Genomic DNA, 21885 nt, shown 5'->3' with positions numbered 1-21885 from the left:
ATCGCGTGCCCTGCCCGAAAAGGGCAACGAATACCTGATGGAAAGAATGACGACATGAGCGACCTCAATAGCGCACCGCAAGACCTGCAACAGGAAGAAAACGCCCTGATCGCCCTGCGCAAGGAAAAACTTGCCGCAGAGCGCGCCAAGGGCAATGCCTTCCCCAATGACTTCCGTCGCGACAGCTACTGCAACGACCTGCAGAAGCAGTACGCCGACAAGACCAAGGAAGAACTGGAAGCTGCAGCGATTCCGGTCAAGGTTGCCGGGCGCATCATGCTCAACCGTGGCTCGTTCATGGTCATCCAGGACATGACTGGCCGCATCCAGGTCTACGTCAACCGCAAGACCCTGCCGGAAGAAACCCTGGCCGCCGTCAAGACCTGGGACCTGGGCGACATCATCAGCGCCGAGGGCACCCTGGCCCGCTCCGGCAAAGGTGACCTGTACGTCGAAATGACCAACGTGCGCCTGCTGACCAAGTCGCTGCGCCCGCTGCCCGACAAGCACCATGGCCTGACCGACACCGAGCAGCGCTACCGTCAGCGTTACGTCGACCTGATGGTCAACGAAGAAACCCGCCACACCTTCCGTGTTCGCTCGCAGGTGATTTCGCACATCCGCAAATTCCTGATCGAGCGCGACTTCCTCGAAGTCGAGACGCCGATGCTGCAGACCATCCCTGGCGGCGCAGCGGCCAAGCCGTTCGAAACCCACCACAACGCCTTGGACATGGCCATGTTCCTGCGCATCGCGCCGGAGCTGTACCTCAAGCGTCTGGTAGTCGGTGGTTTCGAGAAAGTTTTCGAGATCAACCGCAACTTCCGTAACGAAGGCGTTTCGACCCGGCACAACCCCGAGTTCACCATGCTCGAGTTCTACCAGGCCTACGCTGACTACACCGACAACATGGACCTCACCGAAGAGCTGTTCCGCGAGTTGGCGCAGCTGGTGCTGGGCAGCACCGACGTGCCGTACGGCGACAAGGTGTTCCACTTCGGCGAGCCGTTCGTGCGCCTGTCGGTGTTCGACTCGATCCTCAAGTACAACCCTGAGCTGACCGCTGCCGACCTGCAAGACGTCGACCGTGCCCGTGACATCGCCAAAAAGGCCGGTGCCAAGGTGCTGGGTCACGAAGGCCTGGGCAAGCTGCAAGTGATGATTTTCGAAGAGTTGGTCGAGCACAAGCTGGAGCAGCCGCACTTCATCACCGAGTACCCGTTCGAAGTGTCGCCGCTGGCCCGTCGCAACGACGACAACCCGGCCGTGACCGACCGCTTCGAGCTGTTCATCGGTGGCCGCGAAATCGCCAACGCCTACTCCGAGCTGAACGATGCCGAAGACCAGGCTGAGCGCTTCCTGGCCCAGGTGGCCGAGAAGGATGCCGGTGACGACGAAGCCATGCACTACGATGCCGACTTCGTCCGCGCCCTGGAATACGGCATGCCGCCAACCGCCGGTGAAGGCATCGGCATCGACCGCCTGGTGATGCTGCTGACCAACTCGCCGTCGATTCGCGATGTGATCCTGTTCCCACATATGCGTCCGCAGGCCTGAGTGATCTGAGAAAGCCGCCTCTAGGGGCGGCTTTTTCTTGCCTGAAGCCTTATGTTGTCTGCACCGGCCCCTTCGCGGGCAAGCCCGCTCCCACAGGAATTGCGCGCGGTACGATCCCTGTGGGAGCGGGCTTGCCCGCGAAAGGGCCGGTACTGACAACCCCTGTTCATGAGGTACCCCCGTGACCCCCGCAATCGCTGAGCAAGGCGCCGCCGGCATCGCCACCGCCGTCGCTGAAAGTGTGCAGTACCAGGGCCGCAAGACCGCCCGCCAAGGCAGCGAGCAGCGCCGCCAGCTGATCCTCGACGCCGCCATGCGCATCGTCGTGCGCGATGGTGTGCGCGGTGTGCGCCACCGTGCCGTGGCCGCCGAGGCGGGTGTGCCGTTGTCGGCCACCACCTATTACTTCAAGGACATCGAGGACCTGCTCACCGATACCTTCGCCCAGTACGTCGAGCGCAGCGCCGCCTACATGGCCAAGCTCTGGGCCAACACCGAGGTGGTGCTGCGCCAGATGCTCGCCCAGGGCGATGGCAGCCCGCAGGCGCGGGCGCGTCTGGCTGACGAAGTGGCAAGCATGACCGCTGACTATGTGTCGCGTCAGTTGCTTAACCGGCGCGACTTTCTGATGGCCGAGCAGGCCTTCCGTCAGGAGGCGCTGCTGTGCCCGCGTTTGGCCGAGCTGGTGTGCGCCCACGACCAGATTCTGCTGCACGGCACCCGGCAATTGCTGCAGGTGGTCGGCTCACGGCAACCGGAACAAGACGCCCAAATGTTGACGGCGATTATCGAGCAGATGGAATATCAGGGCCTGCTCAAGGATGCGAACGCGCAAGCCGATGGGCAGATGCTCGCTATGCTTACCCGTTACCTGCACCTGGTGTTGGCATCGGCTTGAGCTGAGACCTTATTTTCAAGGAGAACCTGATGAAAGCCTGGCGTGTGGTGCTGTTGACGCTGTCATTCCTGCTGCTGGGCGGTTGTCTGGTGACCTTCCATGAGCCCTTGCCGAGCAACCAGGCCGCGCCCAAGGCCCTGCTCGGCAAGTGGAGCAGCAAGGACGCCTGGGGCGAACCGCTGAAGCTGTCGATCAGCCGCAGTGGCGGCGATGCCTACAAAGCGGTGGCCACGGCCAAGGGCAAAGCCCCCGAAGAGTACGTCTTCACCGTCTCGCGCCACGGCAACCGCTGGTACCTCTCGGCCGGTGTGCCCAAGCGCCTGGGTGGCAATTTCCTGATTGGCGGTTTTGAAGTCGTCGATGGCAAGGAACTGGTGGTGTACAACCTGGATGTCGAGCAGGTGCAGCAGGCCGTGAAAAACAAAGAGCTGACCGGGCGCAACACCGAAGTGCCGGAAGACAACGGCGAGGGCGTGCTCATCGACAGCCCCTCGGCGCGGGTGCTGGCCTACCTGGACGACCCGGCCAACTCCGACCTGTTCGTCGAGGTGGCACGCTTCCAGCGCTCCGGCAAGTAATGACCTCTGCCGTGCTTTTCAGGGTTTGAAACTGCAATGCGATCCCGGTAGGAGCAGCCTTGTGCTGCGAAAGGGCCGGTAAGACAACAGATATTTGTTGCCGATAAAGGCCTCTTCGCAGCACAAGGCTGCTCCTACAGGGACCGAGGCCGAGGCAGATAAGGAGTCCCCGGTGGACGAGTACCAGCAGACCATACGCGCGCTGTCAGACCGCATCGTTGCGGCGCAGACCCCCATCCGCGTACTCGATGCGGTGAAATGGGACGACAACATCCGCCACGGCTTCCTCAAGGCCAAGGGCAAAGAGCCACCCGCGGTAGACCGCGCCTATTACCAGTCGCGGCCGCTGTCGTTCGACTCCAGCGCGGTCAAGGCCGAATTCCAGAACATCGAACGTGACATCACCCGCCGGCTCGGGCAGTTCAACCCGGTCGGGCAGATCATGCGGCGCATGTGCAAGGAATACCGCATGGTGGTGCGCATGCTCGAGGCACGCGGCACCGAGGACTTCGGGCTGATCTCGCAGGAGCTGTACGGCGCGGCGTCCGACGCCTTCCACGCCGGTGACCCAACCCTGGCCGACTTGGGCCTGATGCTGTCGGACTACCTGAACAACATCGATGGCCGCGGCGACCTCAAGGACGAGCCAAAGAACCTCACCGCCAAAGAGGCCGTGGACATCCTCCAGCGCCGCCTGAACAAGGTGTTCGGCGAGGCCGAAGAAACCATCCGCGTGTTCGAATCCGACGGTATCGTCGCCGATGCGGCGGCCGGTGCCGACTACATCAAGGTACGTGCCGATGCCATGTTCAACAGCCGCGACGTGCGTGCGCTGGAGGTGCATGAAGGCCTGGTGCATGTGGGGACTACGCTGAACGGCCTCAACCAGCCGATCTGCACCTTCCTGGCCAAGGGCCCACCCTCATCGACGGTGACCCAGGAGGGGCTGGCGATTCTCATGGAGGTGATTGCCTTCGCCTCTTACCCCAGCCGGCTGCGCAAGCTCACCAACCGTACACGCGCCATCCACATGGTCGAGGAGGGCGCCGACTTCCTCCAGGTGTTCGAGTTTTTCCGTGCCCAGGGCTTTGAGATGGCGCAGAGCTACAGCAACGCCAGCCGAGTGTTCCGCGGCTCGGTGCCCAATGGCTTGCCATTCACCAAGGACTTGTCCTACCTCAAGGGCTTCATCATGGTTTACAACTACATTCAGTTGGCCGTGAAGAAGGGCAAGCTCGAGCAGATCCCGCTGCTGTTCTGCGGCAAGACCACGCTGGAAGACATGCGCACCTTGCGCCAACTGGTCGAGGAGGGGCTGGTTGAACCGCCCAAGTACTTGCCCGAACAGTTCCGTGACCTCAACGCACTGTCGGCCTGGATGTGCTTCTCCAACTTCCTCAACCACCTGAGCCTGGATCGCATTGAAGCCGACTACGCGAACATTCTCTGAACGCTGCCGCCTGCTGGCCCTTGGCGTGCTCCTGCTGGGCCTGAGCGGTTGCAGCAGCCTGCTGTTCTACCCCGAGCACGGTCAACCGTTCACCCCGGAGCGGGCCAAGCTCGACTACCGTGACGTCAGCCTGACCACTTCGGATGGCGTACGCCTGCATGGCTGGTGGCTACCGGCCAAGGCCGGGGTCGAGGTCAAGGGCACCGTGTTGCACCTGCACGGCAACGGCGGCAACCTGGCCGGCCATCTGGGCGGCAGCTACTGGCTGCCGGAGCAGGGCTACCAGGTGCTGATGGTCGATTACCGGGGCTATGGGTTGTCCCAAGGCAAACCGAGTTTGCCCGAGGTCTATGAAGACCTCGCGGCGGCCATGGCCTGGCTGGACAAGGCGCCCGAGGTCAAGGGCAAGCCGGTGGTGCTGCTGGGGCAGAGCCTGGGCGGCGCCATGGCCATTCATTACCTGGCGGCCCACCCCGAGCAGCGCCAGCGCTTCAGCGCGCTGGTGTTCGATGGCGTGCCAGCCAGCTACCGTGCGGTCGGGCGGTTTGCCTTGAGCACTTCATGGATGACCTGGCCGCTGCAGGTGCCGCTGTCGTGGCTGGTGCCGGACGGCGACAGCGCGATCCGTTCGATCGAGCGCCTGGACAGCCCGCCGAAGCTGTTCTTCCACAGCATCGACGACCACCTGGTGCCGCTGGATAACGGCATCCGCCTGTACCAGCACGCGCCGCCGCCGCGGGTATTGCAGCTGACCCGAGGGGGCCATGTACAAACGTTCGCCGACCCAGTGTGGCGCCAGGTGATGCTGCGCTTCCTCGACGACCCGAGTCATTTCAACGGCCTGCGGCGGCTTGCCGAAGTGCCCAATTACCCTGACGAGAAGAACAAGCAATGAGTGAAGAACGCAACGCCATCCCGCTGATCCTGACCGGCGTCGGCAGCATCATCGTGACGGTGGGGGCTTTGTGGTACTACGGTTACCTGCATTTCGCCAAGCCTGAAGATGCCCTGTTGCTGCAGGATTTCACCATGCTCAAGACCCTGCCGGGCGAAGACTACAAAGCCTCCCTCGACCCTGCACCCCAGGTGGCCCAGTGCGTGGACGGTGTGCTGGTGTTGTTCGATACCCAACAGAAAGGCCTGACCGGCGTGTTGGTCGATAACCGCAAACGTGCGGTGCGCTGCATGGGGGAGGAGACGCCGCAGCAGGTGCAGTGAGGGTGTGTGGCTGGAGGGCTATGCCATGGCGTAGATCGAGCGCCGCCCGCGCGGCGCTTCGCAGCACAAGGCTGCTCCTACATCTGTTTCGGGCCAGTGAGGCCTGTGATATCTGCGCGCGACCGCCTTAGGAATAATTGGCCCGAAAAAATGTAGGAGCAGCCTTGTGCTGCGAAGCGCCGCGCGGGCGGCGCTCAAGATACGCCACAGCGTAGCCTTACAGCCATGCACTTCTCGCCCAATAAAAAGCCCCGCTTAGACAGCGGGGCTTTTCGTTCTACCTGCCAGCCTTACTGCGCCTGGCTTACCGAGCGCGGTGCCACCGGCTGGTTGTCATTGGAGATGGTCACCTCCACGCGACGGTTCTGCGCACGGCCCGAGTTGCTGCCGTTGTCAGCCACCGGGTACTCCTTGCCGTAACCCTGGGCGACGATTCGCGCTGGGTCTACGCCAGCACGGATCAGCGCCATGCGCACGGCGCCGGCGCGACGCTCGGAGAGGCTCTGGTTGTAGTTGGCCGAGCCGACGCTGTCGGTGTAGCCCTCTACGATGACCTTGCGCTCCGGGTTTTCCTGGAGGAACTGGGCCAGCTTGGTCACGTTGGGGTAGGCATTGCTCTTGAGTACGGCCTTGTTGAAGTCGAACAGCACGTCGCCGAAGGTGACCAGCGTACCGCGGTCGGTCTGCTTGGCATTGAGGCTGTCCTGCAGCTTGGCGATCTGTGCGTCGCGGGCATCCAGCTTGGCCTGGGCGCGCTGGGCGGAGGCGTTTTTCAGTTCGCCTTCAGCCGTACGCAGGGCAATGGTCTGCTTGGCAACTTCGACACGCTGGTTGGTCAGGTAGGCGAGCTGGTCGACCTTTTTCTGGTCCTCGCGGTCCATGTAGGCCTTGTCAGCTTTGTTCAGCCAATCCTGAGCATCTTTGGTTTCCAGCGCCGCGACTTTGCTCGACTGTGGGTCGCTCTGCAGCGCAGAGAAGTTGGTGCGGGCCGATTCAAGGTTGGCGTTCGGGTCGTGCGAGCAGGCTGCAAGACCGACGCTCAGGGCCAGCAGGGCGGGAATCATGACGTGTTTGCGCATAGTGTTCATCCTTTGATCGAGTGCGAAGGCTAAGGGTGGCGGGGCAGGGCTCACTGAGCGCTGCGCAGGCCTTCCTCACGTACGTCCTGAACGCCCTGGCGGGCATCCTGCACGGCCTTCTGGGCCTTGGCCGCCTGAGCCTTGCGTTCGGCGAGGCGGGCATCCCATTCGGCTTGTTCGGCCAGACGCTTGGCGTCGTCGTACTTCTTGTCGTGCATGGCGATTTCGGCTTGCTTGAACTTGTCCTGCGCCGCTTTCATTTCCACCGCGGCGAACTCGGTGCCGCCGGCACTGACCGCAGAGTTCACGGCAGACTGGGTAACGGCATACTGCTCGGTGGGCGGGTTGCCCGCACAGCCGGCCAGGACCAGGCTACTGCCCAGGGCCAGCGCGGCCAGCTTGAACCCGCGCACATGAGTGGATGACGGTTTGAAAGTGCGGGTCTTCATGGTGGTCAGCTCCATTGGATCACTCCTGATAACGACGATGTCCGTAGCAGTCCATCGCTGAATCCCTGACAGTTACCGTGCGCTTCAGCTGAACGGTGCACGAGGGCAGTGTGCAGGGTTTTAGCGTGATGGCTATTTGCTCGGACTCGGCCGTTTTTCGATTAGTTCAGAAAAAAATCCCGTAATCGGGCAAAGTTTTCTGACTGATTGGTCAGTGAGTTTTGTGCGGAACTTTCACGCTCAGGCGGGGTATTCCGGGCCTTGCAGGCCCGGAACAGTGTGCATCGTGGCTATTTTTCGCTGTCGTCAGCGGTGCTGCTCAGCTCATGCAAGTGGTGCCTGGACAACGACAGAAAACGCGGGGTAGGGCCGACATCTTCGAACAAAGGGTCGCCTTCTTCATCGGTGGCGATCACCTGGCTCCCCTTTACATAGGGGAAGCTGGCCTCGATTTCCTCGAGGGCCGCCGCCACCAATTCGCCGAGCAGTTCTTCGGCGGTGCGCTTGGGGTACATGTCGATCAGCGCGGCCAGGCGCGCCTCGGACTCCAGGTCCAGATGCAGCACATGGCCGGTACGGCTGAGGGTGCCTGCGGCATTCTGTTCCCAGTGCTGGGCGAGTTCACGGATTTTCATGATGACCTCTGTCAACGCCTCGAAAGGCTGCATTGCATCGGAGTGCTCTGCTTGCACTTTAGTTTGCTTTGCCGATCACGGCTTGCCCTTAGGCTTGCTATCGGCGCGCGGCTGGGGGCACTCTTGGCCCAGTGCTGTTTCCTGAACGAGTGCGCCAAGGCTGCGCTACAGAGAGGGCCAATGACCGATATCGATGTGCGTTTGCGTGAAGATGTCCATGTGTTGGGGGAGTTGCTCGGCGACACCATTCGTCAGCAGCACGGCGAGGCGTTCCTGCAGAAGATCGAGGGCATCCGCCACAGCGCCAAGGCCGACCGCCGGGTGGCTGGCGAGCAACTGAGCTCGACCCTTGGGGACCTGGCTGACGACGATTTGCTGCCGGTAGCAAGGGCGTTCAACCAGTTTCTCAACCTGGCCAACATGGCCGAGCAGTACCAGTTGATCCGACGCCGCGACGCCGACCAGCCAGAGCCCTTCGAGGCACGCGTGCTGCCTGAGCTGCTGGCCCGCCTGAAGCAGGCCGGGCATGGCAACGACGCCCTGGCCCGGCAACTGGCCAAGCTAGACATTCAGCTGGTACTGACCGCGCATCCCACCGAAGTGGCGCGGCGCACCTTGATCCAGAAGTACGACGCCATCGCCGGCCAGTTGGCCGCCCAGGACCATCGCGACCTGACCCCCGCCGAACGTCAGCAGGTACGTGAGCGCCTGCGCCGGCTGATCGCCGAAGCCTGGCACACCGAAGAAATCCGCCGCACCCGGCCGACCCCCGTGGACGAGGCCAAGTGGGGCTTCGCGGTGATCGAGCATTCGCTGTGGCAGGCCATCCCCAACCACCTGCGCAAGGTCGACAAGGCGCTGCACGACGCCACGGGGCTGCGCCTGCCGCTGGAGGCCGCACCTATCCGTTTCGCCTCGTGGATGGGCGGCGACCGTGACGGCAACCCCAATGTCACGGCGGCGGTAACCCGTGAAGTGCTGTTGCTGGCACGTTGGATGGCCGCCGATTTGTTCCTGCGTGATATCGATGCCTTGGCCGCCGAGCTGTCCATGCAACACGCCAGCAGCGCGCTGCGGGAGCATGTCGGCGACAGTGCCGAGCCCTACCGCGCAATCCTCAAGCAACTGCGCGACCGCCTGCGTGCGACCCGCGCCTGGGCGCATGCCGCCTTGGGCAGCAGCACGCCCGCCGGTGCCGATGTACTGGTCGACAACCGCGACCTGATCGCGCCGCTGGAGCTGTGCTACCAGTCGCTGCACGAATGCGGCATGGGTGTGATTGCCGAAGGGCCACTGCTCGACTGCCTGCGCCGTGCCGTGACCTTTGGCCTGTACCTGGGGCGCCTGGATGTGCGCCAGGATGCCGCCCGCCACCGTGACGCGCTGACCGAGATCACCGATTACCTGGGCTTGGGGCGCTATGCCGACTGGGATGAAGAGCAGCGCATCGTCTTCCTCCTGGCCGAACTGAAAAACCGCCGGCCATTATTGCCTGCGCATTTCCAGCCCCAGGCGGAAACCGCCGAGGTGCTGGCCACCTGCCGGGAAATTGCCGCTGCCCCGGCCGCCTCGCTGGGCTCCTATGTCATTTCCATGGCCGGCGCCGCTTCAGATGTGCTGGCCGTGCAGTTGCTGCTCAAGGAAGCCGGGCTGACCCGCCCGATGCGTGTGGTGCCACTGTTCGAAACCCTGGCCGACCTGGACAACGCCGGCCCGGTGATGCAGCGCCTGCTGGGCCTGCCTGGCTATCGCGCCGGCCTGCGCGGGCCGCAGGAAGTGATGATCGGCTATTCCGATTCGGCCAAGGACGCCGGCACTACGGCGGCCGCCTGGGCGCAGTACCGGGCGCAGGAAAACCTGGTGCGCATCTGCCGCGAGCATCAAGTGGAACTGCTGTTGTTCCATGGCCGTGGCGGCACCGTTGGCCGTGGCGGCGGCCCGGCCCACGCGGCGATTCTGTCGCAGCCGCCGGGTTCGGTAGCCGGGCGATTCCGCACCACCGAGCAGGGCGAGATGATCCGCTTCAAGTTCGGTTTGCCCGGTATCGCCGAACAGAACCTCAACCTGTACCTGGCGGCCGTGCTCGAGGCCACCTTGTTGCCGCCACCCCCACCGCAGCCGGCCTGGCGTGAGGTCATGGACCAATTGGCCGCCGATGGCGTGCAGGCCTACCGCAGCGTGGTGCGCGACAACCCCGATTTCGTCGAGTACTTCCGCCAGTCGACGCCTGAGCAGGAGTTGGGCCGCCTGCCGTTGGGCAGCCGGCCGGCCAAGCGACGCGCGGGCGGCATCGAGAGCCTGCGGGCTATCCCGTGGATCTTCGGCTGGACCCAGACGCGCCTGATGCTGCCTGCCTGGCTGGGCTGGGAAACGGCCTTGAGCAATGCCTTGCAACGCGGCCAGGGCGAGTTGCTGGCGCAAATGCGTGAGCAATGGCCGTTCTTCCGTACCCGTATCGACATGCTGGAAATGGTGCTGGCCAAGGCCGATGCGCAAATCGCCGAGGCCTACGACGAACGTCTAGTGCAACCGGAGTTGCTTCCTTTAGGTGTGCACCTGCGCGACCTATTGTCGCAGTCCTGCCAGGTGGTGCTGGGCCTGACCGGGCAGCCGGTGCTACTGGCGCACAGCCCAGAGACCCTGGAATTCATCAGCTTGCGCAACACCTACCTGGACCCGCTGCACCGCCTTCAGGCCGAGTTGCTGGCGCGCTCGCGCGGCCGCGAAGCCGCTCTGGACAGCCCGTTGGAGCAGGCCTTGCTGGTCACCGTGGCGGGCATTGCAGCAGGCCTGCGCAATACCGGCTGAGGTAACGCGCGGCACGCCAGGCAAGGGTGCACCTTTAGCGGCAATAAAGGGCGAGGAGGGCGGTTGCGCCGAGCGCAACCGCCTACCGGGCAGTGCGCAAGTGGCGCATTCCTGCAACTTTGGGACGCTTGTCTGGCTGCCGGGCGCTGTGTATCTTGAGCAGCCTTCTGACCGATTTATGGTCATACCCGATTTTCCGGACTTGGCCCTGGTTGCCGAATCCATTGAATTTCATAAAAAAATTTGAGGAGCACGAGATGCGCGTAATTCTGCTGGGAGCTCCCGGGGCCGGTAAAGGTACTCAGGCAAAATTCATCACCGAGAAGTTCGGTATCCCCCAGATCTCCACCGGTGACATGCTGCGTGCCGCCGTCAAGGCCGGCACCCCGCTGGGCCTGGAACTGAAAAAAGTCATGGATGCCGGCCAACTGGTTTCCGACGAGCTGATCATCGGCCTGGTCAAGGAGCGCATCGCCCAGCCGGATTGCGCCAACGGCTGCCTGTTCGACGGTTTCCCACGCACTATTCCACAGGCTGAAGCCATGGTCGCTGCCGGTGTCGACATCGATGCCGTGGTCGAAATCGCCGTTGACGATGAAGAAATCGTTGGCCGCATGGCGGGCCGTCGCGTGCACCTGGCTTCGGGCCGCACCTACCACATTCAGTACAACCCGCCGAAAGTGGAAGGCAAGGACGACGTGACGGGCGAAGACCTGATCCAGCGCGACGACGACAAGGAAGAAACCGTGCGTCATCGCCTGTCGGTCTACCACACCCAGACCAAGCCGCTGGTCGAGTTCTACCAGAAGCTGTCGGCCGCCAATGCCGGCAAGCCGAAGTACAGCCACATCGAAGGTGTCGGTTCGGTCGACGCCATCACTGCCAAGGTACTGGCAGCCCTGAGCTGATCCAACGCCTTGCATGACAACGGCCCGCTTGCGGGCCGTTGTCGTTTATACTGACGCTCTTTTCCCTGCCCCTGGAAACCCGTTCGATGACCACCCTGCTGGCCCTGGATACCGCCACCGAAGCCTGTTCCGTTGCCCTGTTGCATGACGGCAAGGTAACCAGCCATTACGAGGTGATCCCACGTCAGCACGCGCAGAAGCTGCTGCCGATGATCAAACAACTGCTGGGTGACTCCGGTGTAGCGCTGAACGCGCTGGATGCTATCGCCTTCGGCCGTGGCCCGGGCGCCTTCACCGGCGTACGGATTGCCATCGGTGTGGTTCAGGGCCTGGCGTTCGCGCTCGAACGCCCGGTGCTGCCGGTGTCCAACCTGGCCGCGTTGGCGCAAGGCGCGATGCGTGAGCAGGGTGTGCAGCAGGTGGCTGCCGCCATCGATGCACGCATGGACGAGGTGTACTGGGGCTGCTACCAGGCAAGCGAAGGCGAAATGCGCCTGATCGGCCAGGAAGCGGTGCTGCCGCCCGAGCGCGTGGCGCTGCCCGACGCCAGCACGGGCGAGTGGTTCGGTGCCGGCACCGGCTGGGGGTATGCCGAGCGCCTGGCAGTGCAGGTCGCTGCCAGCAATGCCGCAGCGTTGCCCAATGCCCTCGACATCCTCAGCCTGGCGCGCTTCGCCTGGGCGCGCGGCGAGGCCATCGCTGCCGAGCAGGCGCAACCGGTGTACTTGCGCGATAATGTAGCCACACCCAAGAAACGCTGACGGCTACTCGTCGGTTATCGCCGATGACGATAAAACCTTTCGCGCGAACTGTGGTCTAGTTATCACTCGAGCATTAGCGACGGAACACTGATGCTGCTAAATTGCCATCATTGGTCCTGAGTGCTCACACCATGCGTATCGACGGTTTCTCCTCGCAGTCCTACCCGATCAAGCGCGCTCCGCGCAAAGCGTCGGTGCGCGACGAGGCAATCGACGATGCCGAAGTGATCGAGAATGACGCGCAAAGCGACGTCCCCCAAGAGGCCACCACTCGCCGTCGCAGCGGTGGCCTGCCAGCCCGCCAGCAAGACATGGTCTTCCCCCGCGCCCGTGACCGGCGCACAGCAACGGCGCTGGCCAGTTACCTGAGCACAGCCGGTTTTACCGATTGGGACATGGAAGTACTGGGGCTCGACCTGTACATTTGAGGGATGACTCCCTCTCTTCTGCCTTATTTTCTGGGTTGTCCGTCGTGGAGCGAAAGCGCCTGGCGCGATTACCTGTACCCCGCCGACGCCCGAGCCACTGAGTACCTGGGCCTGTACAGCCAGGTGTTCAACGCGGTCGAGGGCAACACCACCTTCTATGCCAGCCCCGCGCCCGCGACCGTGGCCCGCTGGGCGCAGGTGATGCCGGCGCACTTTCGTTTCACGGCCAAGTTCCCCCGCGAGGTCAGCCATGCCGCGGACCTTCGCGAGCAACTGGACGCGGCGATCACCTTCACCCGGTTGATGGCGCCGCTGGGTGAGCGAGTATCGCCTTATTGGTTGCAACTGCCTGCCATGTTCGGGCCTGCGCGCTTGGCAGAGTTGAGCCACTTTCTGGATGAAGTGGCGGTGCCGGTGGCCGTCGAGGTGCGTAACGACGCCTTTTTTGCGCGGGGTGAGGAGGAGCGGCAGCTAAACCGGCTGCTGCTCGAACGTGGCGTCGAGCGCATCTGCCTCGACCCACGGGCCTTGTTCAGCTGCACATCGCGCGACCCCGCCGTATTGCATGCTCAAGCCAAGAAACCCAAAGTGCCACCGCGCCCCGCAGCCTTCAGCCAGCACCCGCAGGTGCGTTTTATTGGCCACCCGCAACTGGACGCCAACGAAACCTTCCTGACGCCTTGGGTGGACAAGATAGCCAGCTGGATCGAGGAAGGCCGCAGCCCCTACATCTTCTTGCACACCTCGGATAACCGCCTGGCTGCGGCATTGGCCCAGCGCTTTCACCAGCGCCTGATGCAGCGCCTGCCCGGCCTTGCATCATTGCCGGAATTGCCACGCGCCCCTGAGGTCGAACAACTGGGACTACTCTGACCACTCCTTAATGCCTGAGGTTGAGACCATGGATGTGCAAACCCTGCGAGCCGAAGCCTTCAAGGCCCTGCATGAGCGCGACAGCGCGTTCGTCATCCCCAACCCGTGGGATGCCGGCTCTGCCAAACTGCTGGCCAGCCTTGGCTTCGAGGCACTGGCCACGACCAGCGCGGGCCTGGCCTTCAGCCTGGGCCGGCCAGACGCCGAAGGCGCGTTGAGCCTTGACGAAACCCTGGATAATGCCGGCGTGATCGTCGATGCCACGGCGTTGCCGGTTGCCGCCGACCTTGAAAACGGCTTTGGCGACCTGCCTGAGGATTGTGCACAGACCATTCTGCGTGCCGCCGAGGCGGGCCTTGTGGGGGGCTCTATCGAGGACGCCAGCGGGCGCAAGGACGCCCCCATCTATGACCACGGCCTGGCCGTGGAGCGCGTGCGCGCGGCGGTTCAGGCGGCGCGCAGCCTGCCGTTTCCCTTCACCCTCTGCGCCCGTGCAGAAAACCTGCTGCACGGGCGAATGGACCTGGACGACACCATCCTGCGCCTGCAAGCCTTTGCCGAAGCGGGTGCTGATGTGCTCTATGCGCCTGGGTTGCGCACTGTCGAAGAAATTCGCGCAGTGGTACAGGCGGTGGCGCCCAAGCCGGTCAACGTGCTGATGGGGTTGGCAGGCGTGACGCTGAGCGTCAATCAACTTCAAGACCTGGGCGTGCGCCGAATCAGCGTGGGGTCATCGCTGGCCCGCGCAGCGTTAGGGGCTTTCCACCGGGCGGCCCTGGAAATTCGCGATGAAGGCACGTTCGGCTACGGCGAACAGGCGTTGCCGTTCGCGCAGCTCAACGATCTGTTCCGTCGCTGATTGGCCATGCGTGCGTTGCTGGCCCTGCTGGTGGGCCTGTCCTTGATGGCAGGCCTGGCCTGGCACCTTGGCTGGCGCCTGCCCGATGGATGGAACCCCTGGGCGGCGCTGGACGTGCGCCAGCCACCCAACCTGCTCACTGCCTACAAACTGTCGCGCCTGCGCAATGACCCGGCGCTGTGCCGCGAAGCGCTGGCAACCAGTGGCCTGCGTTACCGGGCCCAGGCCGACAGCCCAGCCTCGGCCAACTGCCCGCTGAACAACGTGTGGCGCATCGAAGGCGGTCAGGCACGGCTCAGCAGCAGTTTTCTCGCCAGTTGCCCGCTGGCAGTGGCCTACGCGCTGTTCGAGCAGCATGGCCTGCAGCCCGCGGCGCAGCGGGTATTGGGGCAGCCGGTGACCCAGGTCGATCACCTGGGCAGTTTCGCCTGCCGCAATGTCTACCACCGCAAACAAGGCCGACTCAGCCAGCATGCCACCGCCAACGCTCTGGATATCAGTGGTTTTCGCTTGCAGGACGGCCAGCGCATCGTGCTGGCGCAGGATTGGCAGGCGGGCGGGCAGAAGGCTGAGTTTTTACGCGAGGTGCAGCAGGTGGCCTGCGAGCGCTTCAGTACCGTGCTGGGGCCCGACTACAATGCCGCGCACCACAACCACTTCCACGTTGACATGGGCCTTTGGCAGATCTGTCGCTGAGCCGCTGTAAATTTAGGCGTACGCGCGAACGTTGTTCAGCACCACCGGGCGCGCCCAATGGATGTCGAATTCAAGATCGTTCTGCTGTTTGGCCAGGGTGGTTTCGTCGTAGGGCTCGGGCGCCGGGTCCAGCAGGTTGGTCTCGAACTCGGCGATAGGCAGGAACAGTGGGCGTGGGGAGGGGCCTGGGCCCGGCTCGGCAAGCGGCTGGCCCTGGCTCATGACCACCGGGCGCAACCAGCTGTTGCTCAGGTCCAGCTCGCGCTGTTGTTCGATCAGCTCGATGGCACTGAACGGTTCAGGCGCAGGTTCCAGCAGGTTTGCCTCAAGCTCTGCCTTGGGCAGGAACAGCGGCTCGGGTGGCGCGACTTCGGTGTCGTGTACGGCGCAGGCGCGCTGGGCATCGATCAGCGCCAGTGCCCTGGCCCCGCCAATCGGCTCGCCGCTGTGCTGATCGTACTGCACGAACGACTCGCTGATACTGTCCGCGGGTACTTCCTGTTGCTCGGCCATGGCACGGGCAAAGAAATCCTGCCACAGGTGGCTCACGCCCCCGAGTGTCTGGGTATTCTGCTGACCGTAGTGGCCGACAGGCGACAGGTAGGTCAAACCGATGGGAAGAGTATCTGTCATGGCAGTCGCGCGCGTTGTGCTCTGGCAGAATAGCGGGATATTGCCTGTATCGGCCGTGGTTGCCGATTCATTAAGGGCTGGGTTTGATTTTTTAGGTGTGGACGATGGAAGAGCAAGGCACGGGGATCAGGGTCGAAGCGATGTCGGCTGAGTATGCGCAACAGGCTGCGGCGTGGGCCGAGCGCCTGGGCCTGCCGCTGCAGGACGATGCCGCCGGCTTCGCTGTGCAGGTGGGCGCTGAAGGCTTGCAGATCCAGCAATTGGGCCCACAGGCCCCGGGGCCCGTGCGGGTGGACTTCGTCGAAGGCCAGGCCGCACACCGGCGCCAGTTTGGTGGTGGTAACGGGCAGATGATCGCCAAAGCGGTCGGCATTGCTCAAGGTGTTCGGCCACAAGTGCTCGACGCGACCGCAGGGCTGGGCAAGGATGCCTTCGTGCTGGCCAGCCTGGGTTGCCAGATGACCCTGATCGAGCGCCAGCCGCTGATTGCCGCGTTGTTGGAAGACGGCCTGGCACGGGCCCGTGCCGATGAAGAGGTGGGCCCGATCGTCGGGCGTATGCGCCTGCTGACCGGCAATGCCATCGAGCGCATGCGCGCGTGGGAGGGCGAGCCGCCGCAGGTGATCTACCTCGACCCGATGTTCCCGCACCGGGACAAAAGCGCACTGGTGAAGAAGGAAATGCGTGTGTTCCGGCCGTTGGTGGGGGATGACATGGATGCCCCGGCCTTGCTCGAAGCCGCCCTGGCGTTGGCCAGCCATCGGGTGGTGGTGAAGCGCCCGCGCAAGGCACCGATCATCGACGGGCCGAAGCCTAGCCATTGCCTGGAGGGCAAGTCGAGCCGGTATGACATCTACCCGAAGAAAGCGCTGAAGGCCTGATAACGAAGACGCCTGTAGGAGCAGCCTTGTGCTGCGAAGAGGCCGGTGAATTCACCTTGAATCTTCACGGCTTTCACCGGCCTCTTCGCAGCACAAGGCTGCTCCTACCGTACCGGGTTCGTGCCGGTAGGTTGAATGGATCCCGCTAAGGCCGGAACGCCCGCATGAACACCCCCACCACCTCACGCACATGCGCCTCGGCCTCGTCGCCTTCCAACGGCCCGGCGCACCCCAGCAGCAACCGGTAGTCCGGCGCGCCCTTGACCATGCAGAAGAAGTGCTCTGCCGCGCGCAACGGGTTATCGATGCGCAGCAACCCGCGCTCATGCGCTCCGCGCAGCAGTGCTTCCATACCCGCCAGCACGCGTTTGGGCCCGGCTTCGTAGAAGTACTCGCCAAAACTTGGGTCCGAACTGCCCTGGGCCATGATCAGGCGGCTGAGCTTGACCGCTTCGTCGCTGCTGATCAGCGCCTGGAAGTTACGGGCAATGGTCAGCAGCACCTCTTCCATCGGTGCCCCCTCGGGGTACTCGAACAGCAGGTCCGGCAGCTGGATCTGGCAGGTTGCCATGACCGCCGAGCAGAACAGCGTCTGCTTGTCGGTGAAGTGGCTGTACACGGTGAGTTTTGAAACACCTGCCGCCGCAGCGACCGCATCCATGCTGGTGTTGGCATAGCCAAGGCTGAGGAACAGTGTCTTGGCCGCTTCGAGGATCGCCTCGCGCTTGGCCAGGTCCTTGGGGCGACCGGGCCCGATGGGTGCGTCGTTGGGCATTGGAGTCTGCATCTGGTTGAAGAGTCGCCCATCTTAACGGGTCGCACGCCATCCGGCCTCAAGGAATGGCCAAACGTTGATGTTGATTTTCTTTCCGGCGCTGGCTTCCCGGCTTCGGTTTGCTGATTTAATATACCCGTCAGTATAAATATTCGATGTGCTCTTCGCGAAAGGATTCATCATGTTGCGCCATGCCTTGTCCATCGCTTTGCCCGCTGCCGTCGCCCTGTTGCTGACGGCGTGTGGCCAGGAAACCGCACCGCCCGCTGCGCCGCGCCCGGCACTGGTGATCCAGCCGCAGCCGGCCGAAGCGGCAGCCGACAGCTACCCCGGCGAAGTGCGTGCGCGCTTGGAGCCGGAACTGGCCTTCCGCATCGCTGGCAAGGTCAGCAAGCGCCTGGTCGAGGAAGGGCAGCGGGTCAAGGCCGAGCAGCCGCTGGCCGAGCTGGACCCCCAGGATGTGCGCCTGCAACTGGAGGCCAATCGCGCCCAACTGGCGGCCGCCGAAGCCAACCTGGCGCTGGTGCGCGCCGAGCGTGATCGCTACCAGAAGCTGCTGGACCGGCAGATGGTCAGCCATTCGCAATACGACAATGCCGAAAACCTCTACCGCGCCGGCATGGCCCGCCTTAAACAAGCCAAGGCCGAGTTCGACGTTGCCGGCAACCAGGCCGATTACGCGGTGCTGCGTGCGCCGCAGGCTGGGGTGATCGCTAAGCGCCAGGTCGAGGTCGGCCAGGTGGTCGCCGCCGGGCAGACCGTGTTCACCCTGGCTGCGGATGGCGAGCGTGAGGTAGCCATCGGCCTACCGGAGCAGCAATTCGCCCGTTTTGCGGTGGGGCAGGCGGTCAGTGTGGAACTGTGGTCGCACCCTGGTGAGCGTTTCGAAGGGCGCATCCGTGAACTTTCGCCGGCAGCCGACCCACGCTCGCGCACCTTTGCCGCGCGCATCGCCTTCACTTCAGCCAAGGCACCGGCCGAGCTGGGCCAGAGCGCGCGCGTGTTCATTGCCCATGAGGGCCTCATCCCACTGGCGGTGCCGCTGTCTGCGGTGACCGCAGAAAACGGCCAGGCCTATGTCTGGCGGGTCAACCCGGACCACCGCCTGGCGCGCACGGTGGTGCGCCTCGGGCCATACGGCACCGACAGCGTCCCGGTACTCGAAGGCTTGAAGCCGGGCGACTGGGTGGTCGCCGCGGGTGGCCATGTGCTGCGCGAGGGGCAGGAGGTGCGCCCCGTGGACCGCACCAACCGTGTAGTGAACCTGACGGCCAAGGAGTAAGTCCCGATGGGTTTCAACCTTTCCGCCTGGGCGCTGCGCAATCGCCAGATCGTACTGTTCCTGATGATCCTGCTGGCTGCCATTGGCGCCATGTCCTACACCAAGCTGGGCCAGAGCGAGGACCCGCCGTTCACCTTCAAGGCCATGGTCGTGCGCACCCTGTGGCCCGGCGCCACCGCCGAAGAAGTGTCGCGCCAGGTCACCGAGCGCATCGAAAAGAAACTGATGGAGACCGGCGAGTACGAGAAGATCGTCTCGTTCTCCCGCCCGGGCGAGTCGCAGGTGACCTTCATGGCCCGCGATTCGCTGCACTCCAAGGACATCCCCGAGCTGTGGTACCAGATCCGCAAGAAGGTCGCGGACATCCGGCACACCCTGCCACCGGAGGTGCAGGGCCCGTTTTTCAATGACGAGTTCGGCACCACGTTCGGCAACATCTATGCGCTGACCGGCGCGGGCTTTGACTACGCGGTGCTCAAGGATTACGCCGACCGTATCCAGGTCCAGCTGCAGCGGGTCAAGGACGTCGGCAAGGTCGAGCTGGTCGGGCTACAGGACGAGAAAATCTGGATCGAGCTGTCCAACCTCAAGCTGGCAACCCTTGGGGTACCGCTGGAGGCTGTCCAACAGGCCCTGCAGGCGCAGAACGCGGTGAGCACCGCCGGCTTCTTCGAAACCCCCAGCGAGCGCCTGCAATTGCGGGTGAGCGGGCGCTTCGACAGCGTCGAGCAGATCCGCCAGTTCCCGATTCGCGTGGGCGATCGCACCTTCCGCATCGGCGACGTTGCCGAGGTGCACCGCGGCTTTAACGACCCGCCCGCACCGCGCATGCGCTTCATGGGTGAGGACGCCATCGGCCTGGCCGTCTCGATGAAGGACGGCGGCGACATCCTGGTACTGGGCAAGGCCCTGGAAGGCGAGTTCGAACGCCTGGCGCGCAACCTGCCGGCGGGCATGGAGCTGCGCAAGGTCTCGGACCAGCCGGCGGCGGTCAAGGCAGGCGTCGGTGAGTTCGTCCAAGTACTGGCCGAGGCGTTGATCATCGTGCTTTTGGTGAGCTTCTTCTCCCTCGGCCTGCGCACCGGGCTGGTGGTGGCGTTGGCCATCCCGTTGGTACTGGCCATGACCTTTGCCGCCATGCATTACTTTGGCATCGGCTTGCACAAGATCTCGCTCGGCGCCCTGGTGCTGGCGCTGGGCTTGCTGGTGGACGATGCGATCATTGCCGTGGAAATGATGGCGATCAAGATGGAGCAGGGCTACGACCGGCTCAAGGCGGCGAGCTATGCCTGGAGCAGCACGGCCTTCCCGATGCTCACCGGCACCCTGATCACCGCGGCGGGCTTCCTGCCTATCGCCACGGCGGCCTCCAGTACCGGCGAATACACCCGCTCGATCTTCCAGGTGGTGACCATTGCGCTGCTGACCTCCTGGGTCGCAGCGGTGGTGTTCGTGCCGTACCTGGGCGAGCGGCTGCTGCCAGACCTGGCCAAACTGCATGCGGCGCGGCACGGCAGTGATGGGCACGCGCCCGACCCGTATGCCACGCCGTTCTACCAGCGCGTGCGGCGTGTGGTGGAGTGGTGCGTGCGGCGGCGCAAGACGGTCATCCTGCTGACCCTCGCGGCGTTTGTCGGCAGCATCCTGTTGTTCCGTTTCGTGCCGCAGCAGTTCTTCCCGGCCTCCGGGCGCCCGGAGCTGATGGTCGACCTGAAGCTGGCCGAAGGTGCGTCGCTGGCCAACACCGCCGAGCGGGTCAAGCAACTGGAAGCACTGCTCAAGCAGCAGGACGGCATCGACAATTACGTGGCCTATGTCGGCACCGGTTCACCGCGCTTCTACCTGCCGCTGGACCAGCAACTGCCGGCCGCCAGCTTTGCCCAGTTCGTGGTGCTGGCCAAGTCGATGGATGACCGTGAGCGCCTGCGCAGCTGGCTGATCACCACCATGGACCAGCAGTTCCCAGAGCTGCGCGGCCGCGTCACCCGCCTGGAGAACGGCCCACCCGTGGGCTACCCGGTGCAGTTCCGGGTGACCGGCGAGCACATCGAGAAGGCCCGGGCGCTGGCCCGCGAGGTGGCCGACAAGGTGCGTGAGAACCCGCATGTGGTGAACGTGCACCTGGACTGGGAAGAGCCGAGCAAAGCGGTGTTCCTGGAGATCGACCAGGACCGCGCGCGCGCCCTCGGCGTCAGCACCGCGCAGTTGTCCAGCTTCTTGCAGAGCTCGCTGACCGGGACCACGGTCAGCCAGTACCGCGAAGACAACGAATTGATCGAAATCCTGCTGCGCGGAACGCACAAGGAACGCAGCGAACTGGCCAACCTCGGCAGCCTGGCGTTGCCCACCGACAATGGCCAGAGCGTGGCGCTGTCGCAGGTGGCGACCCTGGAGTATGGCTTCGAGGAGGGCATCATCTGGCACCGTAACCGTTTGCCGACGGTGACCGTGCGCGCCGACATCTATGACAAGGAACAGCCGGCGACGCTGGTGCGGCAGATCGAGCCGACACTGCAGGCGATCAAAGCCAAGCTGCCGGATGGCTACCTGCTCGAGGTAGGCGGTACGGTAGAGGATTCGGAGCGCGGGCAGAAATCGGTGAATGCCGGCATGCCGCTGTTCATCGTGGTGGTGTTGAGTTTGCTGATGATCCAGCTGCGCAGCTTCTCGCGCACGGTGATGGTGTTCCTGACCGCGCCCTTGGGGCTGATTGGGGTGACGCTGTTCCTGCTGGTGTTCCGCCAGCCGTTCGGCTTCGTCGCCATGCTCGGCACCATTGCCCTGGCCGGGATGATCATGCGCAACTCGGTGATTCTGGTGGACCAGATCGAACAAGACATTGCGGCGGGCATGGCGCGTTGGCAGGCAATCATCGAGGCCACGGTACGGCGCTTCCGCCCGATCGTGCTGACCGCGCTGGCGGCGGTATTGGCGATGATCCCGTTGTCGCGCAGTGTGTTCTATGGGCCGATGGCGGTGGCGATCATGGGCGGGTTGATTGTTGCGACCGCGTTGACCCTGCTGTTCTTGCCGGCGCTGTATGCGGCGTGGTTCAGGGTGAAGAAGGATTCCACTGACTGAGCAGCCACTGCCCTGTGTAGGAGCAGCCTTGTGCTG

The 21885-nt window shown here is 63.8% G+C and carries 21 protein-coding genes; 16 read left to right on the top strand and 5 right to left on the bottom strand.

Going from position 1 to position 21885, the window contains the following annotated elements:
* Positions 1–54: 54 nt before the first annotated feature.
* The 6 genes from lysS to AC5PZ0_RS26165 all read left to right on the top strand — a co-directional run bounded on the left by lysS (position 55) and on the right by AC5PZ0_RS26165 (position 5701).
* Complete coding sequence (gene lysS, locus AC5PZ0_RS26190) at positions 55–1557, top strand: lysine--tRNA ligase (protein WP_027595750.1); 1503 nt, start codon at positions 55–57, stop codon at positions 1555–1557.
* Between the two features lie 193 nt (positions 1558–1750).
* Positions 1751–2455 carry a TetR/AcrR family transcriptional regulator gene (locus AC5PZ0_RS26185; RefSeq protein WP_027595751.1) on the top strand — a complete coding sequence of 235 codons (705 nt, stop codon included), beginning with the start codon at positions 1751–1753 and terminating at the stop codon, positions 2453–2455.
* A gap of 29 nt (positions 2456–2484) precedes the next feature.
* Positions 2485–3033, top strand: coding sequence for a hypothetical protein (locus AC5PZ0_RS26180; RefSeq protein WP_027595752.1), 549 nt, complete (start codon positions 2485–2487; stop codon positions 3031–3033).
* A 172-nt stretch (positions 3034–3205) separates the two neighbouring features.
* Positions 3206–4483, top strand: a complete 1278-nt coding sequence (locus AC5PZ0_RS26175; RefSeq protein WP_027595753.1) for a flavohemoglobin expression-modulating QEGLA motif protein — start codon at positions 3206–3208, stop codon at positions 4481–4483.
* Positions 4455–5378 carry an alpha/beta hydrolase gene (locus AC5PZ0_RS26170; protein WP_085272730.1) on the top strand — a complete coding sequence of 308 codons (924 nt, stop codon included), beginning with the start codon at positions 4455–4457 and terminating at the stop codon, positions 5376–5378. Before AC5PZ0_RS26175 ends, AC5PZ0_RS26170 begins: the two co-directional genes overlap by 29 nt.
* Positions 5375–5701, top strand: coding sequence for a PA3694 family proteiin (locus AC5PZ0_RS26165; RefSeq protein WP_027595755.1), 327 nt, complete (start codon positions 5375–5377; stop codon positions 5699–5701). The genes AC5PZ0_RS26170 and AC5PZ0_RS26165 overlap by 4 nt, the downstream gene beginning before the upstream one ends.
* Before the next feature lie 290 nt (positions 5702–5991).
* Here AC5PZ0_RS26165 and lptF read toward each other — a convergent pair whose 3' ends face one another.
* The 3 genes from lptF to AC5PZ0_RS26150 form a co-directional block, all read right to left on the bottom strand.
* On the bottom strand, positions 5992–6780 hold the full coding sequence (lptF, locus tag AC5PZ0_RS26160; protein ID WP_099453108.1) for a lipotoxin F family OmpA-related lipoprotein LptF: 789 nt from the start codon (positions 6778–6780) through the stop codon (positions 5992–5994).
* A gap of 50 nt (positions 6781–6830) precedes the next feature.
* A complete protein-coding gene (locus AC5PZ0_RS26155; RefSeq protein WP_027595759.1) occupies positions 6831–7244 on the bottom strand; it encodes a DUF4398 domain-containing protein in 414 nt (137 codons plus the stop codon).
* A 275-nt stretch (positions 7245–7519) separates the two neighbouring features.
* A complete protein-coding gene (locus AC5PZ0_RS26150) occupies positions 7520–7864 on the bottom strand; it encodes a pilin assembly protein (protein WP_099430867.1) in 345 nt (114 codons plus the stop codon).
* Positions 7865–8044: 180 nt separating this feature from the next.
* Here AC5PZ0_RS26150 and ppc point away from each other — a divergent pair, with 180 nt between their 5' ends.
* The 7 genes from ppc to AC5PZ0_RS26115 all read left to right on the top strand — a co-directional run bounded on the left by ppc (position 8045) and on the right by AC5PZ0_RS26115 (position 15197).
* On the top strand, positions 8045–10672 hold the full coding sequence (gene ppc / locus AC5PZ0_RS26145; protein ID WP_493856033.1) for a phosphoenolpyruvate carboxylase: 2628 nt from the start codon (positions 8045–8047) through the stop codon (positions 10670–10672).
* A gap of 257 nt (positions 10673–10929) precedes the next feature.
* Entirely contained in the window at positions 10930–11580 is a 651-nt protein-coding gene (gene adk, locus AC5PZ0_RS26140; protein WP_027595762.1) for an adenylate kinase, read from the top strand.
* An 86-nt stretch (positions 11581–11666) separates the two neighbouring features.
* Positions 11667–12341 (top strand): tRNA (adenosine(37)-N6)-threonylcarbamoyltransferase complex dimerization subunit type 1 TsaB, encoded by a 675-nt coding sequence (tsaB, locus tag AC5PZ0_RS26135; RefSeq protein WP_186675903.1) that lies wholly within the window; start codon positions 11667–11669, stop codon positions 12339–12341.
* Between the two features lie 131 nt (positions 12342–12472).
* A complete protein-coding gene (locus AC5PZ0_RS26130) occupies positions 12473–12769 on the top strand; it encodes a hypothetical protein (protein ID WP_099453111.1) in 297 nt (98 codons plus the stop codon).
* A gap of 3 nt (positions 12770–12772) precedes the next feature.
* Positions 12773–13642, top strand: a complete 870-nt coding sequence (locus tag AC5PZ0_RS26125; protein ID WP_238216416.1) for a DUF72 domain-containing protein — start codon at positions 12773–12775, stop codon at positions 13640–13642.
* A 28-nt stretch (positions 13643–13670) separates the two neighbouring features.
* Positions 13671–14501: an isocitrate lyase/PEP mutase family protein gene (locus AC5PZ0_RS26120; RefSeq protein ID WP_027595766.1), complete on the top strand. Its 831-nt coding sequence runs from the start codon at positions 13671–13673 to the stop codon at positions 14499–14501.
* 6 nt (positions 14502–14507) lie between these two features.
* Positions 14508–15197 carry an extensin-like domain-containing protein gene (locus AC5PZ0_RS26115; protein WP_493856032.1) on the top strand — a complete coding sequence of 230 codons (690 nt, stop codon included), beginning with the start codon at positions 14508–14510 and terminating at the stop codon, positions 15195–15197.
* Between the two features lie 12 nt (positions 15198–15209).
* On the opposite strand, the gene AC5PZ0_RS26110 is transcribed toward AC5PZ0_RS26115, so the two are convergent.
* The gene (locus AC5PZ0_RS26110; RefSeq protein ID WP_027595768.1) at positions 15210–15830 is read right to left on the bottom strand and encodes a hypothetical protein; all 621 of its coding nucleotides are present in this window, start codon (positions 15828–15830) and stop codon (positions 15210–15212) included.
* Between the two features lie 104 nt (positions 15831–15934).
* Here AC5PZ0_RS26110 and AC5PZ0_RS26105 point away from each other — a divergent pair, with 104 nt between their 5' ends.
* Positions 15935–16711: a class I SAM-dependent methyltransferase gene (locus tag AC5PZ0_RS26105; RefSeq protein WP_085272738.1), complete on the top strand. Its 777-nt coding sequence runs from the start codon at positions 15935–15937 to the stop codon at positions 16709–16711.
* Between the two features lie 145 nt (positions 16712–16856).
* Here AC5PZ0_RS26105 and AC5PZ0_RS26100 read toward each other — a convergent pair whose 3' ends face one another.
* Complete coding sequence (locus AC5PZ0_RS26100) at positions 16857–17498, bottom strand: TetR/AcrR family transcriptional regulator (RefSeq protein ID WP_027595770.1); 642 nt, start codon at positions 17496–17498, stop codon at positions 16857–16859.
* A 169-nt stretch (positions 17499–17667) separates the two neighbouring features.
* Here AC5PZ0_RS26100 and AC5PZ0_RS26095 point away from each other — a divergent pair, with 169 nt between their 5' ends.
* Both AC5PZ0_RS26095 and AC5PZ0_RS26090 read left to right on the top strand, forming a co-directional pair.
* The gene (locus tag AC5PZ0_RS26095) at positions 17668–18768 is read left to right on the top strand and encodes an efflux RND transporter periplasmic adaptor subunit (RefSeq protein ID WP_099428477.1); all 1101 of its coding nucleotides are present in this window, start codon (positions 17668–17670) and stop codon (positions 18766–18768) included.
* Between the two features lie 6 nt (positions 18769–18774).
* Positions 18775–21849, top strand: a complete 3075-nt coding sequence (locus AC5PZ0_RS26090) for an efflux RND transporter permease subunit (RefSeq protein ID WP_493856031.1) — start codon at positions 18775–18777, stop codon at positions 21847–21849.
* Positions 21850–21885 lie beyond the last annotated feature (36 nt).

Source organism: Pseudomonas sp. 5.2, assembly GCF_059025405.1.
This window is presented reverse-complemented; position numbering and strand designations above follow the sequence as displayed.

What these genes read in the sequence shown, in the direction of transcription:
- AC5PZ0_RS26110 (WP_027595768.1), bottom strand. Translation starts at nt 15,830, where the DNA reads ATGACAGATACTCTTCCCATCGGTTTGACCTACCTGTCGCCTGTCGGC.
- AC5PZ0_RS26095 (WP_099428477.1), top strand. Translation starts at nt 17,668, where the DNA reads ATGTTGCGCCATGCCTTGTCCATCGCTTTGCCCGCTGCCGTCGCCCTG.
- ppc (WP_493856033.1), top strand. Translation starts at nt 8,045, where the DNA reads ATGACCGATATCGATGTGCGTTTGCGTGAAGATGTCCATGTGTTGGGG.
- AC5PZ0_RS26150 (WP_099430867.1), bottom strand. Translation starts at nt 7,864, where the DNA reads ATGAAAATCCGTGAACTCGCCCAGCACTGGGAACAGAATGCCGCAGGC.
- AC5PZ0_RS26130 (WP_099453111.1), top strand. Translation starts at nt 12,473, where the DNA reads ATGCGTATCGACGGTTTCTCCTCGCAGTCCTACCCGATCAAGCGCGCT.
- adk (WP_027595762.1), top strand. Translation starts at nt 10,930, where the DNA reads ATGCGCGTAATTCTGCTGGGAGCTCCCGGGGCCGGTAAAGGTACTCAG.
- AC5PZ0_RS26105 (WP_085272738.1), top strand. Translation starts at nt 15,935, where the DNA reads ATGGAAGAGCAAGGCACGGGGATCAGGGTCGAAGCGATGTCGGCTGAG.
- AC5PZ0_RS26155 (WP_027595759.1), bottom strand. Translation starts at nt 7,244, where the DNA reads ATGGAGCTGACCACCATGAAGACCCGCACTTTCAAACCGTCATCCACT.
- AC5PZ0_RS26100 (WP_027595770.1), bottom strand. Translation starts at nt 17,498, where the DNA reads ATGCAGACTCCAATGCCCAACGACGCACCCATCGGGCCCGGTCGCCCC.
- AC5PZ0_RS26090 (WP_493856031.1), top strand. Translation starts at nt 18,775, where the DNA reads ATGGGTTTCAACCTTTCCGCCTGGGCGCTGCGCAATCGCCAGATCGTA.
- tsaB (WP_186675903.1), top strand. Translation starts at nt 11,667, where the DNA reads ATGACCACCCTGCTGGCCCTGGATACCGCCACCGAAGCCTGTTCCGTT.
- AC5PZ0_RS26125 (WP_238216416.1), top strand. Translation starts at nt 12,773, where the DNA reads ATGACTCCCTCTCTTCTGCCTTATTTTCTGGGTTGTCCGTCGTGGAGC.
- AC5PZ0_RS26180 (WP_027595752.1), top strand. Translation starts at nt 2,485, where the DNA reads ATGAAAGCCTGGCGTGTGGTGCTGTTGACGCTGTCATTCCTGCTGCTG.
- AC5PZ0_RS26120 (WP_027595766.1), top strand. Translation starts at nt 13,671, where the DNA reads ATGGATGTGCAAACCCTGCGAGCCGAAGCCTTCAAGGCCCTGCATGAG.
- lptF (WP_099453108.1), bottom strand. Translation starts at nt 6,780, where the DNA reads ATGCGCAAACACGTCATGATTCCCGCCCTGCTGGCCCTGAGCGTCGGT.
- lysS (WP_027595750.1), top strand. Translation starts at nt 55, where the DNA reads ATGAGCGACCTCAATAGCGCACCGCAAGACCTGCAACAGGAAGAAAAC.
- AC5PZ0_RS26165 (WP_027595755.1), top strand. Translation starts at nt 5,375, where the DNA reads ATGAGTGAAGAACGCAACGCCATCCCGCTGATCCTGACCGGCGTCGGC.
- AC5PZ0_RS26115 (WP_493856032.1), top strand. Translation starts at nt 14,508, where the DNA reads ATGCGTGCGTTGCTGGCCCTGCTGGTGGGCCTGTCCTTGATGGCAGGC.